Below are 15,196 nucleotides of genomic sequence, written 5' to 3'. Positions count from 1 at the left end.
ATTTTGTGAGTACAGCAACTGCTCAGAAAACAAGCTTCGCTGCCGTATTATGGGATTACTTGACAACTGTTGACCATAAAAAAATAGGGAAACTATATATTTATGGTGGAGGTTTCTTTTTCCTACTCGGTGGATTAGAAGCTATGCTTATTCGTATCCAATTAATAAAACCAGAGAATGACTTTCTTTCTGCTGGTTTGTACAATGAAATGATTACCATGCATGGTACAACAATGATTTTCTTTGCTGCCATGCCATTACTGCTAGGTCTAATGAATGCTGTCATGCCACTCCAAATTGGAGCACGTGATGTGGCATTTCCATTCGTTAACGCTTTAGGATTTTGGTTATTCTTTTTAGGTGGAATTATGTTAAACGTAAGTTGGTTCACTGGTGCTCCTGATGCTGGTTGGACAGCTTATGCGCCACTATCAACCACTTCACCTGGTCATGGTGTGGATTATTACATCTTAGGTCTACAAATATCTGGTGCTGGTACATTAATGGGAGGAATTAACTTCCTCGTAACAATTGTTAATATGCGTGCACCTGGTATGACATATATGCGTATGCCATTATTTACTTGGACTACATTTGTAGTAAGTGTACTAATATTATTCGCATTCCCGGCTTTAACTGTTGGTCTATTCTTATTAATGTTTGACCGTATGTTTGGTTCAGCGTTCTTTGATGTTGCCCTTGGTGGAAATAGTATTATTTGGCAACATCTATTCTGGATCTTTGGTCACCCAGAAGTTTATATATTAATCTTACCGGCGTTCGGTATCTTTAGTGAAATATTTGCTACATTCTCTAAGAAACGTTTGTTTGGTTATACTGCAATGGTATTTGCAACTATCCTAATTGCATTTTTAGGATTCATGGTATGGGCTCACCACATGTTCACAGTTGGTATGGGTCCTGTAGCGAACTCAATATTTGCTATTGCAACTATGGCAATTGCAGTTCCAACTGGTATTAAGATTTTCAACTGGCTATTAACATTATGGGGCGGTAACATTACGATAAACTCTGCAATGCTTTGGTCATTAGCATTCATTCCTTCATTTACAATTGGTGGTATGACAGGGATAATGGTTGCGACATCTGTAGCAGACTACCAATACCATGATACGTACTTTGTTATTGCTCACTTCCACTACGTAATTGTAGGTGGTGTTGTATTTGGAATTATGGCTGCATTACATTATTGGTGGCCAATTATGTTTAGAAGAGTTCTTAATGAAAAACTTGGGAAATGGGCATTCTGGAATTTCTTCATTGGATTCCATTTAACGTTCTTCATCCAACACTTCCTAGGGTTAATGGGTATGCCTCGTCGTTATTGGGTATTCCTAGAAAACCAAGGACTGGATACAGGTAACTTAATTAGTACAATTGGTGCATTCTTCATGGCAATTGGAGTAATTATTTTCCTTTATAATGCTATCTATAGTTGGATTAAAGAAGAACCAGCTCCACAAGATCCATGGGATGGTCGTACGTTAGAGTGGGCTGTAGCTTCACCGACACCACATTATAACTTTAAGCAACTTCCATTAGTTCGTGGTCTAGATCCATTATGGATTGAAAAAATGGAAGGTAATGGTAAGATGACTCCAGCAGAACCTGTTGGTGAGATCCATATGCCAAATGGATCAATTCTGCCATTCTTAATGTCAGTAGGTTTCTTTATTGCAGGTTTCGGATTTATTTATCAAACGGTTACTGATGTAGCTTATATCTTCTTGTTTGGTGGTATGGGATTAGCATTAGCTTGTATGTTAATTCGTTCATTAAAAGATGACCATGGTTATCATATCACGAAAGAAGAACTAGAAAAGGAGGCTGACTAATATGAGTCACGATCATTCCTTAAACCCTGAAGTCATGCCGCAGCATCCTGAGAAGGCAACCCTTGAAGGGAAGAACAAATTTCTAGGGTTATGGTTTTTCCTAGGTGGAGAAACTGTTCTATTTGCCAGCCTTTTTGGTACGTATCTAGCTTTGAAAAATTCTACTGCTGGAGGTCCAACATCCCAAGACCTTTTCGGGTTAGAATTAGTATTTCTTATGACAATGCTTCTTTTAACTAGTTCTTTAACAAGTGTGTACGCAATGTATCATATGAAAAATAACGATTTTAAAAAGATGCAATTGTGGTTAGGGATTACAGGACTGCTTGGTATCGGGTTCCTTGGCTGTGAAATTTATGAGTTTTATCACTATATCCATGAATACGGATTTACATTCCGTTCTTCTGCATTTGGATCTGCATTCTATACGCTAGTAGGATTCCATGGAGGTCACGTACTATTTGGACTTTGCTGGCTATCTGCTATTATGATTCGAAATGCTAAGCGTGGATTAAATCTATACAATGCACCAAAGTTCAATACATTTAGTTTATATTGGCACTTTATCGATGTTGTATGGGTATTCATCTTTACTGTGGTATACCTAATGGGGAAGGTGGCGTAAACAATGGCAAATAACACCAAATCCAGTGAATTTCAAAGACAACAAAATAAAGAAGAAATGAAAAAACAGTTAATTACCTTTGCCACAATGATCATTTTTACAATCTTTGCATTTTTAATTGTAGGCTCTGGTATGATGAGTAAAATGCTTGCTATTCCACTATTACTAGTCCTAGCACTAATCCAGGTTGCATTTCAGTTTTACTATTTCATGCATATGAAAGATAAAGGCCATGAAATGGTATCCGTTATGATCTATGGTGGCGTATGGGCGGCTATCTTAACAATAGCTGCACTTAACCTAGTAATTTGGTGGTAATCATAATTAGGATCGGGGAAAAGTATCCCCGGTCCTATTTTATTTCCTGCAAATTTATTAAAAAAGTTGTCACAATAAATCAGTGTTTCTACTTTGAAATTAGGTTATAATTAAAAGGATAGATAATAGGTTAACTATGGAGTGAATTACAATGTGGCTTAATTTACAATTGTTTGGATTTCGTGCATTATGGAGTCCTTATTTCTTTTTATTTGTTGCTTTATTAGGGGTTACATATTTCTTAATTACTGGACCTCTACGCCATAAGTTTGGAGTGAAGGATAAGCCGTCAGTAAAACAACAAAGCTTTTTTTATTTTGGACTGGTCCTACTTTATATTGTTAAGGGGTCACCAGTTGATCTTTTAACTCATATTACCCTTACCGCTCATATGATTCAAATGGCGATATATTTAATCGTATTTCCAATATTAATGATTAAAGGTATTCCTGTGTGGATTTGGAAAAAGGTATTGCTTAAACCTGTGATAAAATCAGTTATGAAAGTGCTATCTTTCCCACTAATTTCGATCATATTATTTAATGGTTTATTTTCCATGTATCATATACCGTTTATTTTTGATTTAACCAAATCATCACCAATTTTTCATACATCTTTTCATTTAGTACTTTTGATAGCTGGTTTCTTAGTCTGGTTTCCAATTATGTCACCAGTTAAAGAATTTTCCCAAATTAAGCACCCACTTGGAAAGATATTTTATATCTTTGGAAACAGTGTTTTAATTACACCAGCTTGTGTATTAATTATTTTTTCAGATGCACCATTATTTGCAGCTTATAGTTCTGGTGGTGCTTGGATTCAAGCACTAGCATTATGTGTACCAGCGGATATTTTGTCGGGTCTTGCGTCTACTTTCAAGATTACAGGTCCTGAAATGTTCACTTCAATGAGTACATTAGAAGATCAGCAACTTGGTGGAATCATTATGAAGATTATGCAAGAGATTGTCTATGGATCAATATTAGCAAAAGTTTTCTATGCTTGGTTTAGTCCGGAAACATTAAAAATAGATCCTTTACCGGCTAATGCTCAAACAAATGATGTAAATTAATAATTGGGAGGGGGAGGCCCTCTTTCCCTTTTAGTAGGAGAGGAATAATAACATGGCAATATTACCTACGATTAGCACTTTTTTTATTTTTCTTAGTGCTGTATTAGTTGCAGTTGGCTGGAGATTTATCGTTACAGACAGACCAAAGGCACATAAGAAGACTATGGTGGCTGCCGCAATAAGTGCACTATTTTTCTTTATTATTTATATGTCACGGACGATATTCACTGGAAATACAAGTTTTGGCGGACCGGAAGAATTGAAAATTTACTACACGATATTTTTGATTTTTCATATTTTTTTAGCGACGACTGGAGCAATTTTTGGAGTTGTGACACTTTACTTAGCTTTTAAAAGAAAAATTACTAAGCACCGTAAAATAGGGCCTATTACAGCCATAATTTGGTTCGGATCAGCTGTTACTGGTATAGCAGTATATTTCTTACTTTATGTTTTATTTGATGGTGGTCAAACAACAAGTTTAATAAAAGCAATTTTAGGTACATAAAAAAAGTGATAGCAGTATGCTATCACTTTTTTTTATTAAGGCTGTTTTCTAAAAGATTGTTGTTTTTTATATCGGTATTTAACAAATAGTAGATAGAAACTGCGCGGTATCTACTGTCAATTCCCCTATAATTAAAGAGGATAGTGATTTCCGGAGCGGGTATGAAGCTCTACTAATGTTTATTAATTACCGCGCATTTTCAATTAATAGCAACAAACTGTAGCAGCTACAAGTTAGTAAATCTATTATATTTTAATATTTAACTTTAGTATCCCTGCTTCTCTTGCAGAAATATAAATAATGACAATTAAAGGTCCAATGATAAATCCTAACAAACCGAATATTTTAAGTCCCAAAAACATTGAAACTAGTGTTGCAAGAGGGGAGAGGCCCATATGTTTTCCCATGACTTTTGGTTCCACTGTTCTTCTTATTGCAAGTAGGATTACTGCTAGTATTGATAGCTCAATTCCCATCGGAACATCACCAGCCATAAACATGACTAAAGCCCAAGGACCTAGAATAATAATAGAGCCAATAATTGGAATTAAATCAATGATCCAAATGACTAATGACATGATTAAAGCAACTTCAGGTGCAATAATGAATAATCCAATTAAAGATACAACAAATATAATTAAACTGACTAAGAACTGAGCTTTAAAAAAACCAACGATAACACTTTTTATTCTAGTATTCATAAAAGCTACTTTTGCAGCTGTTTCTTTGGTGAAAATATTATAGACTTTCTCCCTAAGAAGTGGCAATTCTAGCATAAATAGGAATAATGCAATTAAATATACTAAAATACTAACGATATACTGTGGAATTTCAGAGAATATACCAGCAATTCTATTAATTGTTAAATGTTCTTTTAAGGTTGCATTTAAAGAGGTTACATATGTATCAAAGCTTGCTGTAACGGAATCTACAAATTCAACTGGTAAATCTTTTCCGTACTCACTTATTCGGTCTTCCCAGTTACTGTAAATATTATTGATCTTATTTATGTGAGAAGGAACGTCTTCAACAAAATTAATAGCCTGACCAACGGCTTTTGTAACTAATAATGTACCTGCTATACCTACCACTATCAGAAACAATAGAAAAACAATCAATACAGAGATTTTCCGGTTTAGTTTAATGCGATTTTGGATTAGTCGAACTAAAGGATTCAAAGACAGTGCGGTAATTAATGCAATTATTAATGGTATCGATAAAGATAGTACAAAGTATCCAACAATTATTAATAAAACAATAATTATAAATAAAAGTATTTTACGTAACAAAAAGAGTTTCTCCTCTCCATAAAGCGGAAATTTCTGTATAACACTATACAAAATATAGCATGAATTTATGCGTGTGAATAGGACTTTTTCTTTACATCTAATGAGAAAATCAAAAATAAAACCAACATACTCAAGGAGATATGAGTAGTTGGCTTATTTTTGTTGTTAGATTTATTCAGCAGTTAATGCTTTTAATTCTTCACTAACTTTTTCTAAGATTTTATTAGCACGCTCTACAAGGTTTTCTGGGAAGTTTTCGCCTTCTCCATACTCTATTCCATGTGGATAGTAGTGTTTACCAAGTAAGGGGGTAAGTAATTTAATTACAGCATCCTTGCGATCAACATCACCTTCTATGGCATATCCTTGAACGCGGATATAATATGTAACATTTTCTTCATTGGAACCAATTCTGTAGTCGTATGTAACTCTTTCATAGTCCCATTGTCCAGCACGAATGAAAGCGTGCAATCCCATAACATGGTCAAGTGGCTTCAGTTCAATGACTGTATCTTCAATTCCTAAGTTTTCTAATTTCATTTCTCTACACCTCACATTTTTGCTCACTAAATTAATAATAGTATTATTTGTCATAAGTTGCAATGAAAATGGGAACTTTTAAGTGGCGTTAAATTTGATTAGTCATGAAATTGTAACGAATTTTTTTAGGTAACGTTTGAAAATTAATAGAACAAATATGGAGGTAGAATAATTCTATTACCCATTATTTCTATTTTTTTATGCATGATAGTTAATAGTCAATCATATAGTCTACTATAAGATTTAATAGAAGGGGCTAGAGATATGAGATGGATTAGAGGATTTTTATTCTTTGTTATAGTATTTGCGATTACATTTTTTCTTTTAGAAAAAAAACAAATAGAACCAGATGAGGCAATAGATAATATCAGTCATAATATTTCTCAAAAGCAGAAAGATTTCATAGAGAAGTCAGTCCCAGAAAATATTATTGTAAAACAAAAATTTAAAGGTGAAATTTACCGTTGGATTGGTAAAGGTACAGATGAATTAGTGGACGAGCTTGGTGAGCCAAAGCGAAAAGATTTAAGTAGTTATGGCTACACCTGGTGGATCTATACAAATAATCAAACACAATATATTCAATTCGGGGTGAAGGATGACAAGATTCAAACGGTTTATGCTACTGGTAATGATATTCATATAGAACCGTTAACAATTGGAGATAGTTATAAAAGTGTTAATGCGGAATTACAATTTACAGAAGAAGTAACATACCGACAAGGGATAGCGGCCTATACATTTTTTCTAGATGAAGAGGATCTTAGAATGCGACCATTAGTTAAATTATCGGATAATATATATGCACAAGTATACTTTGATACATTTACGAATAAACTTTCGTCCATTCGAGTTATGACAGGTGATGTTCTACTTTTGCAAAGACCTTATGGACTTAGGTATCGTGGGGGATTACCTGAATTACCAAATCTAACAGATAAGGAATGGGAAAAGGTAGAGAATGGTATGGAGAAACAGATATTCGATATTACAAATGTTATTCGTAACAGCTTTAATAAAGATATTTTGATATGGGAAGAAAAAGTTAGTGAGGTAGCTTTTTCGCATAGTAAAGATATGTCAGAAAGTAATTATTTCTCTCATTACAGTCCAGATGGAGATGGATTAAAAGAGCGTCTTGAGAAAAAAGAAATTTATTATTTTGCAGCTGGTGAAAATATCGCGGCCCAATATGTTGACGCTCCTGCTGCCGTTGAGGGATGGCTAAATAGTAAAGGACACCGAGAAGCATTACTTCATGAAAATTATACACACCTTGGTGTAGGGGTGTATCGACTGTATTACACCCAAAACTTTTTAACAAAATCAGATGAATAGTTTTTCCTTCTTCTGAGTAGTGCACATGAACCATGAAAACAGCATATTTTATACTAGTGAAATATTGCCTAAATGAAAAGCTGTTAAAATGGGGTGAGACAATATGGGTAATAACTCTCTAGATCCAACTATTCAACAGTTCCGAGATTTTATTAATCAACATCCAAAACTTCGTAAGGAAATTAGAAGAACAGGCCGTTCCTGGCAAGAGTATTATGAGAAATGGATGCTTTTGGGTGAGAAAGATGCCTTTTGGGATGATTACAAAGAGGATGAAGACTCTTTTCATTCCGAGGATAAAGAGAAGAATAAGTCGGATTTCCTAAATCAACTCATGAAGTATGCGGAAAATATGGATATAGATAAAGTCCAGAAGCAAGTTCATCAATTAAGTGGAACGATTTCTACCATACAAGAGTTAATAGACCAGTACCAAGGGGCAAAAAAAGGATCTCGTCATGAAGAATCCAATCCCTTCGGCTGGTTTAGGGATTAGTGATAAACATGGATGAAAAATTATATCAACATCTAGTTTCAAGACCAGATTTAGTAAATTTTATTCGGAACAATCCAGAATGGTATCGATATCTATCAAGGGATCCTTCCAAGGTTGCTGAAATTGAACAAGAGTCAAAACGTTACTACGGAAAGACTTTCTCTCAAAAAATTGAAAAAGTGAATCAAAATGTCCAAATGGTAGGGATGCTTTTGCAATTTGCAGAAATGATGAAAGATTAATTGTTTTTCATTTTCGCCAAAAAGATGATAAACTATTGGTGGAGGTGAATTAATTATGATAGCTACCTTAGAATATGTAACGATTTTAGATAAATCTGAAATGTTAGCAGATATGGTGCTAAGCTCTGATGTTTATGAAGAGTACAAGAAAGCTAAACTAGCAATGGATACCGACCCAGAAACACAGCGCTTAATAAAAGAGTTTGCAGCTGTGAAAGATCAATATGAAGATGTACAACGATTTGGTAGATATCATCCGGATTATACTGACATAATGAAATCCGTTCGTGTGAAGAAACGTGCGATGGATTTAAATGATAAAGTAGCAACTTATAAGATTGCAGAACGTAAATTCCAAGGCTTACTTGATGAAATAAGTCAATTTATTGCTTTTAGTGTTAGTGATCAAATTAAAGTACCAAAAGATGGTGCAGCATTAACGGATCATGGTTGTGGACATGGTGGAGGCTGTGGATGTAAGGTTTCTTAGCATACTTATTGCTGTTAAGACGTAATTCTGTTAAACTACTGATAAATAAGCCTAAAATTGTGAGGATTTTTCATGAGAACGAAACGCCAAGGAATCATTATTTGGTTTCAACATTCTAAAAACATTAAACAACTGAAACGACTAGGTTATATAGTCTATGTATCGAGAAGACTGAAGTATGCAGTTATGTATGTGGATCAAGATAAAATTGATGAAATTGAAACGAAATTATTGAAATACTCATTTGTTTCAAGGGTAGATCGTTCCTATAAACCATTTGTTCGTACAGAATACGAAAATGCAAAACCTGACAAAGCCAAGCAATACGACTATAAAATGGGAATATAACACCTCTCGCAAACAGCGGGAGGTTTTTTGTGTATCAGGTATTTTTTTAAATTTAGGTATATTAAAAGAATATAATATTAATTTTGCACTTAGAGGCGCTAATAACGCCAGAAAGTTACTGGAAATAAAAAAACCTGCAGAAATAATTCTGCAGGTCCCTTTGTTTTCTTGCTAGAAAACAAAAAGGCAAAGGGAGAGGAGAAACCGGAGGAGAACTTATGGGGAAGTGTAAGTCTTCTCCGTGTTTTGAAACAACCTAGCTACGCATTAGCTGTTCCATTAAGCTATTATGTACAAAGGTAAAAATAATATACATCGTAAATATTTTTTTCTAGAAAGAACATATTCTATTTTAATATCTTTTTTCTTTATGGTAGGATTGTAACGAATGATTATTAGAGGTGAGCATGATGCGTGTAATAGCTGGAATACATAAGGGAAGGCAGCTGAAGGCTGTTCCAGGAAACAATACTAGACCAACCACAGATAAGGTAAAAGAATCTATTTTTCAAATAATTGGCCCTTTTTTTCGGGGTGGTAAGGCATTGGATTTATTTGCTGGTAGTGGTTCATTAGGTATAGAAGCATTAAGTCGAGGTATGGATTACTGCATATTCGTAGATAAACATCCCAAAGCCATAAAAACAATTCATGAAAATACTTCTCTATTAAGATTAGATGATCAAATAGAAGTTTTCCGCACGGATGCATACAGGGCTTTAGCTGCAGTAGCAAAAAGAGAACTTTCATTTGATATAATCTTTTTAGATCCTCCATATAGTAAAATAAGCTATGCTGACCTATTAGAAATCATTAGAAAAGAACATTTGTTGAATGAAGATGGTATTATTTATTGTGAGCATGATGTAAATGATGAACTACCAGAGCAGGTTTCGGGCCTAAACTTAATAAAACAGACAAAGTACGGGGGTACAATTGGAGTAACGATCTATCAAAAGATGTAACGAAATAAATTATAGAGGGGTGCTAGCATGGCTAAACTGGCAATTTGTCCTGGGAGTTTTGATCCGATTACTTTTGGACATTTAGATATTATTGAAAGAGGATCGAAAGTATTTGATGAGGTTATTGTAGCTGTATTTAATAATCAATCTAAATCACCATTATTCGCTGTAGAAGAAAGAATCGAGCTTATCAAAGAATCTACAAAACATATTCCTAATGTAAAGGTGGATTCTAGTAGCGGATTATTAATTGATTATGCAGAAGAGAAAAATGCTCAGGTTATATTAAGAGGTCTAAGGGCAGTCAGTGACTTCGAATACGAAATGCAGATTACGGCAATGAACCGAAAATTAAATTCGAAGATTGAAACGTTATTTATGATGACCAATAATCAATACTCATTCTTAAGTTCGAGTATCGTAAAAGAGGTAGCTAAATATAAAGCGGATGTAACAGACTTAGTTCCGGTAGTCGTTGCGGAAGCCTTAAAACAAAAATATAAGCAATAAATGAATGGCTGTCTTATTATTTCTCTATTAAAGACAGCCATTCTTTCTTTAGTAATCAAGAATCATTAGATTCCTTCTTATTTACCATCCTCTTAATAAGGTGTATACCATGTTTCTAATGATTATTCCGAGCGCGTCGGTATAAGATAATAAATCCTAATGCAAAGGTTCCAATTGTAATGATTGGCCCAATTTGCTCTAATGCAGTTAAAAAATTTACCCACTCATTGTTATGATCGGGATTTATAACAGGCATATCTTCTACATTAATTTCTATTTTATCAAGGTAGAGTGGCTTATACAGTAGTATGGCAAGGATACTTGCTATAAAGCCATGTAAGATGCGAGCGAAGAAATATGGGTAAAATCGAATGTTACTTTTTGAAATAATACTTGCAACTTGTGCTTGAATGGAAAAGCCATTAAAACCAAGAATAAAGCTAACAATTATAACACTTGCAAGAAATGGGTCAATATTTTCTTTGGATACCATATTAGCACCTAATGTGATTTCGAAGAGTCCTGATATAAATGGTAGAGCAAGTTCAATTGGTATGAAAAGTAAATGAAATATACTTTGGAATAGGATTGCTATAATTGGAGTAAGACCAATTAAGAATAACATTTTGTTTAACACGGAAAACAGGATAATAAATCCACCAACCATCACTAGCGTCTTGATAGAGTTAATAACAGCATCTCCCATTATCTCCCCAACTGGTCGCTTGTCTATTATTCTTGTTTCATGCATAGCGTAAAATGCCCTTTTAAGGGAGAACGTATGACTCTCTTTTTTATGGGGCTTATCCAAGTTTCGCCCATAAAAACGCATGCAAATGCCAGTAAGAGCATTTCCGACATAGTGACAGACCGCAAGTAGTACACCTAATTTAACATCATGAAAAAAACCTGCTGAAATAGCCCCAAATATGAATAATGGACTAGAAGAGTTTGTAAAAGCAACTAGTCGTTCTGCCTCAACCTGCGTAATCTGATTTTGCTCTTTTAAACGAACGGAAATTTTTGCCCCAGTTGGATAGCCACTAACCATACCCATGATCCAAGCAAAACTCCCAACCCCTGGAACATTAAATAATGGACGCATAATAGGTTCAAAGACAACCCCTAAGAACTTAACAACACCGAAACTAAGTAATAATTCAGCGGTAATAAAGAAGGGTAGCAGGGAGGGGAACACTACCTCCCACCACATGTCAAGCCCGCGGATGCTGGCCTCCAATGCATTACTGGGATATTTTATTAAGGTAAATGCGAAGAAAAAGGTTAATGCGGCAAGCATGAATGTTTTGAATATTTGCTTCAAGAGACTGCCTCCTAGTTATTTGGTTAACTGTACTTATTTTTTTGATAGTAGTAAAATAAAACTAGTCTGATATATTGTCTTTTATCAAAACATATATTGAATGAGACAAGTTTTAAATATCTATATCAATATACGCTCATACATTACCTGAATATGCCATACACTTTTATCCATACAGATTATTTATTATATATAAAGGTGTTTGAATGGCCTGATGTGTTACTAGGAAAGGGGTCTACTATGAAGTTTTCGAAGGGGCAAATAATTTCATTTTTTGCAGCTGTAATTATAGCATTTTTTCTTTCTACATATGAATTACCGTATTATATTCAAAAGCCAGGTGGTGCTGATGCTTTAAATCCAATTGTTCAAGTAGAAGGTGCTGACAAAAGCGAAGGGGATTTTCACCTAGTTACAGTTAGAGGTGGGCAAGCAACCCCAGTCCAATTTGTATTAGCACATATATTACCTCATCATGATATTTTGGATATTAAAGATGTACGTCCCGAGGGTATCTCGGATGATGAATATTTCCAAGCGCAACTACAAATGATGGAAAATTCTCAAGAAGCATCAACAGTGGTTGCATATACTGCAGCAGGTAAAGACATTACAATAGACTATAAAGGTGTTTATGTTGTAAGTGTTGCACCTGATTTACCTTCAGAAGGTATTTTAGAGATGGGAGACCATATCGTTGGCATAGATGGTAAAGAAATAAATGAATCAATCGAATTAATTTCTTATATTGAAAAGAAAAAATTAGGTGATTCAGTAACATTGACAATTCTTCGAAATGAACAGGAATTAACAAAAGAAATTACATTAGGAATTATCGATCAAGAAACAAAACAAATTGGTATTGGAATATCATTAGTTACAGATAGGGATGTTAGAGTTAATCCGGAGATTACCTTTACGAGTGGTAACATTGGAGGTCCGAGTGCAGGTCTAATGTTTTCATTAGAAATATACGACCAACTTACTGAAGGTGATTTAACAAAAGGACATCAAATAGCAGGTACTGGGGAAGTTGATTATGAAGGTAATGTTGGTAGGATTGGTGGAATAGATAAAAAAGTAGTGGCTGCCGACCGAGAGGGTGTTGATGTGTTTTTTGCACCTAATGAAGGTGGGAGAGGTCGGGACTCCAATTATGAAATTGCTAAGAAAACTGCAGAAGAAATTAATACTGATATGATGATTGTTCCAGTAGATACGTTTGAAGATGCCTTAAAATATTTACAGGAAGAATTAGAGTAAATACCATGGGAAAAAGGGGACAGATTTCAACATTGTAATTTAAGCATTAGCTAGTTACGTTGTTGAGGGTCTGTCCCCGTTCTCATATTGTCATTAAAAAAGCTTTATAGGACCTTTAAATTCCTGTTGCATTAATGCATATCTATTTTTGATTGGCAAAATACTATAATAAGCATTTGAAGCCCTTTCCTCCACTCGAAGCATTGGGTGTAAGTCGCGAGTAAGTTTAGGATAAATAGGTACATTTAAATCTTTTTTAATTTTATTCAAATAATCCCTTCCTCTATTCGTCATACCTAAAAGGCGCACATATGGGATTGATTTAGATAGAATATCGATTTCTGTTTTTTGGGTGTTCGTAAGTAAATGAACAAAAATGCGTTGTATTCTTGTCCATGTATATCGTTTAGTTTTTATTCGTTCGACCCATTCGTAGAAAGAGTGAGCATCCTTTGCAGTTTTCTTAATACGGTGTTCAATCCCTTCCTCAACGCCATGGATTAAACGAAGTTCCTCATGGGACATCGTCATAACCCGGTAATGAAGGAGAGGGAAGTAATTTTCCCAATGATGGAATGTGGTTGCTTCTTGGTTGTAAGCTATAAGTTGGTCAACGGTGGCAGTTGGCATGGTGTGTTTTAATGTTGAAACTTGTACATGATGATCAAAGATTTGCTTTCTGATACTTGTAGCACTAGCGATTGAACTTGTTATTTCTGTATCGTGGTATTCACTGTTTTTTCTCTTAATTGTTAAAGGCTGGATAGCTAGCTTGCTTTCTAAAATTGTCTTTACATAACTAAACCCAAGAATATTATTTGGCCTAGACAAATCCATTCCGTCTTTCGTTAACCCAATCGATTCATAAGCTATTTTACTAGCATCAGGAAATGACTTTCCGGCTTTTAAGGCTTCCTTGAGCATATCTTGAAAACTAGCTTGTTTTTCGATATAAGTGGTATAAGCTTGATTGAACTGTTGAATATCACCAGATTCACTTCCGAAGCAAATACTGCCCACTCCTAATTCATTTAGGGTCAATACAGAACCTTTAGCAAATAGGTCACTGCTCTGAACAGCATAAACATATGGTAATTCAACTACAATGTCGATTCCCGATAAAAGAGCTGCTTTTGTCCGGTGAAACTTATCGATAATAGCAGGCTCTCCTCTCTGGAGAAATGAACCACTCATTACAGCTATCATACAGTCTGCATTTGTTGCTTTCTGGGCTTCTTTGATATGGTATATATGGCCATTATGAAAAGGGTTGTATTCTACAATCAATCCGCAAACATTCATGATAAACACCTCAAATATGATTAAACTGTTGCATAATAATTATTTCCTGTTATGGTTGATTATAGAAAAAAGGGGCAGGGAATGCTACAAATAAGAATATTTTTCACTACTGTAAAGAAAATATATTGACAAAAGTACATTTTCCTTTTAAAATTACTCTTGTTGCCTTGAGGTGAAATTAATGAAATTTACATTAGCACAATTAAAGAAAAATGCCTTTAACAAGCCTTTTTCATTCTCTGGTGAAGTAGATGTTTCTGAACTGGAAACAATGAACAATGACATTCGAAAAATTAATCCTGTACAAATACAAGGTATTTGCAATATGCATGGTGAACAATTTTTCTTCACATTTACCATAACAGGTCAAATGATCTTGCCGTGTGCACGCACACTTGTCGATGTTCAATATCCATTCAAAATCAATGCAAAAGAGATATTTTCTTCTTCAACCTATATTGATGAGGAATATGATGCAGAAATTCATCCAATTCATGGAGAAGTGCTTGACTTAATGCCGTTTATAAAGGAAAATATTCTATTAGAGGTCCCTTATCGAGTATTCGCTGATGAAGTAGATTCAAATGAGTTAATTCAAAAGGGAAACGATTGGGAAGTACTCTCAGAAAAACCAAAAGAAGTGAAAATTGATCCACGTTTTAAGAAACTGGAGTCATTATTCAAAGATACCGAGAAAGAAAAATAAGAAT

General features: G+C 34.6%; 18 protein-coding genes. 14 read left to right on the top strand and 4 right to left on the bottom strand.

The window, feature by feature from the left end:
* Positions 1–5 precede the first annotated feature (5 nt).
* From ctaD to TY11_RS08565, 5 genes are all read left to right on the top strand, one after another.
* On the top strand, positions 6–1,856 hold the full coding sequence (gene ctaD, locus TY11_RS08585; protein WP_042145063.1) for a cytochrome c oxidase subunit I: 1,851 nt from the start codon (positions 6–8) through the stop codon (positions 1,854–1,856).
* A gap of 1 nt (position 1,857) precedes the next feature.
* Positions 1,858–2,481: a cytochrome (ubi)quinol oxidase subunit III gene (locus TY11_RS08580; RefSeq protein ID WP_042145060.1), complete on the top strand. Its 624-nt coding sequence runs from the start codon at positions 1,858–1,860 to the stop codon at positions 2,479–2,481.
* Between the two features lie 3 nt (positions 2,482–2,484).
* Positions 2,485–2,799 (top strand): cytochrome c oxidase subunit IVB, encoded by a 315-nt coding sequence (gene ctaF, locus TY11_RS08575; protein ID WP_042145058.1) that lies wholly within the window; start codon positions 2,485–2,487, stop codon positions 2,797–2,799.
* Positions 2,800–2,950: 151 nt separating this feature from the next.
* The gene (gene ctaG / locus TY11_RS08570; protein ID WP_042145055.1) at positions 2,951–3,871 is read left to right on the top strand and encodes a cytochrome c oxidase assembly factor CtaG; all 921 of its coding nucleotides are present in this window, start codon (positions 2,951–2,953) and stop codon (positions 3,869–3,871) included.
* Positions 3,872–3,923: 52 nt separating this feature from the next.
* Complete coding sequence (locus TY11_RS08565; RefSeq protein ID WP_042145052.1) at positions 3,924–4,379, top strand: DUF420 domain-containing protein; 456 nt, start codon at positions 3,924–3,926, stop codon at positions 4,377–4,379.
* A gap of 245 nt (positions 4,380–4,624) precedes the next feature.
* On the opposite strand, the gene ytvI is transcribed toward TY11_RS08565, so the two are convergent.
* Together ytvI and TY11_RS08555 are read right to left on the bottom strand one after the other, a co-directional pair.
* The gene (gene ytvI, locus TY11_RS08560) at positions 4,625–5,668 is read right to left on the bottom strand and encodes a sporulation integral membrane protein YtvI (RefSeq protein WP_042145050.1); all 1,044 of its coding nucleotides are present in this window, start codon (positions 5,666–5,668) and stop codon (positions 4,625–4,627) included.
* A gap of 171 nt (positions 5,669–5,839) precedes the next feature.
* The gene (locus TY11_RS08555) at positions 5,840–6,208 is read right to left on the bottom strand and encodes a YugN family protein (protein WP_042145047.1); all 369 of its coding nucleotides are present in this window, start codon (positions 6,206–6,208) and stop codon (positions 5,840–5,842) included.
* Between the two features lie 264 nt (positions 6,209–6,472).
* Between TY11_RS08555 and TY11_RS08550 the strand changes: the two genes are divergently transcribed.
* The 7 genes from TY11_RS08550 to coaD all read left to right on the top strand — a co-directional run bounded on the left by TY11_RS08550 (position 6,473) and on the right by coaD (position 10,597).
* Positions 6,473–7,546 (top strand): CAP domain-containing protein, encoded by a 1,074-nt coding sequence (locus tag TY11_RS08550; protein WP_042145046.1) that lies wholly within the window; start codon positions 6,473–6,475, stop codon positions 7,544–7,546.
* Between the two features lie 103 nt (positions 7,547–7,649).
* Positions 7,650–8,042 (top strand): YlbD family protein, encoded by a 393-nt coding sequence (locus TY11_RS08545; protein ID WP_042145045.1) that lies wholly within the window; start codon positions 7,650–7,652, stop codon positions 8,040–8,042.
* A gap of 8 nt (positions 8,043–8,050) precedes the next feature.
* Positions 8,051–8,284 carry a YlbE-like family protein gene (locus TY11_RS08540; RefSeq protein WP_042145044.1) on the top strand — a complete coding sequence of 78 codons (234 nt, stop codon included), beginning with the start codon at positions 8,051–8,053 and terminating at the stop codon, positions 8,282–8,284.
* 55 nt (positions 8,285–8,339) lie between these two features.
* On the top strand, positions 8,340–8,774 hold the full coding sequence (locus tag TY11_RS08535; protein WP_042145042.1) for a YlbF/YmcA family competence regulator: 435 nt from the start codon (positions 8,340–8,342) through the stop codon (positions 8,772–8,774).
* A 72-nt stretch (positions 8,775–8,846) separates the two neighbouring features.
* Positions 8,847–9,122: a YlbG family protein gene (locus tag TY11_RS08530; protein WP_042145041.1), complete on the top strand. Its 276-nt coding sequence runs from the start codon at positions 8,847–8,849 to the stop codon at positions 9,120–9,122.
* 410 nt (positions 9,123–9,532) lie between these two features.
* On the top strand, positions 9,533–10,087 hold the full coding sequence (gene rsmD, locus TY11_RS08525; protein WP_042145040.1) for a 16S rRNA (guanine(966)-N(2))-methyltransferase RsmD: 555 nt from the start codon (positions 9,533–9,535) through the stop codon (positions 10,085–10,087).
* A 27-nt stretch (positions 10,088–10,114) separates the two neighbouring features.
* Positions 10,115–10,597 (top strand): pantetheine-phosphate adenylyltransferase, encoded by a 483-nt coding sequence (gene coaD, locus TY11_RS08520; protein WP_042145038.1) that lies wholly within the window; start codon positions 10,115–10,117, stop codon positions 10,595–10,597.
* A 115-nt stretch (positions 10,598–10,712) separates the two neighbouring features.
* Here the strand turns inward: coaD and ylbJ are convergent, their stop codons facing one another.
* Positions 10,713–11,921: a sporulation integral membrane protein YlbJ gene (gene ylbJ / locus TY11_RS08515; RefSeq protein ID WP_231495798.1), complete on the bottom strand. Its 1,209-nt coding sequence runs from the start codon at positions 11,919–11,921 to the stop codon at positions 10,713–10,715.
* Between the two features lie 240 nt (positions 11,922–12,161).
* Here ylbJ and TY11_RS08510 point away from each other — a divergent pair, with 240 nt between their 5' ends.
* The gene (locus TY11_RS08510) at positions 12,162–13,184 is read left to right on the top strand and encodes a SepM family pheromone-processing serine protease (protein WP_042145036.1); all 1,023 of its coding nucleotides are present in this window, start codon (positions 12,162–12,164) and stop codon (positions 13,182–13,184) included.
* 93 nt (positions 13,185–13,277) lie between these two features.
* Here TY11_RS08510 and TY11_RS08505 read toward each other — a convergent pair whose 3' ends face one another.
* Positions 13,278–14,486, bottom strand: coding sequence for a nucleotidyltransferase (locus TY11_RS08505; protein ID WP_042145033.1), 1,209 nt, complete (start codon positions 14,484–14,486; stop codon positions 13,278–13,280).
* A gap of 181 nt (positions 14,487–14,667) precedes the next feature.
* Here TY11_RS08505 and TY11_RS08500 point away from each other — a divergent pair, with 181 nt between their 5' ends.
* Positions 14,668–15,192 carry a YceD family protein gene (locus TY11_RS08500; protein WP_042145031.1) on the top strand — a complete coding sequence of 175 codons (525 nt, stop codon included), beginning with the start codon at positions 14,668–14,670 and terminating at the stop codon, positions 15,190–15,192.
* Positions 15,193–15,196 lie beyond the last annotated feature (4 nt).

Source organism: Paucisalibacillus algeriensis, from assembly GCF_000577245.1.
Classification (GTDB): domain Bacteria; phylum Bacillota; class Bacilli; order Bacillales; family Amphibacillaceae; genus Ornithinibacillus.
The sequence above is the reverse complement of the archived record's forward strand: the minus strand, read 5'-3'. Positions and strand labels throughout refer to the sequence as shown.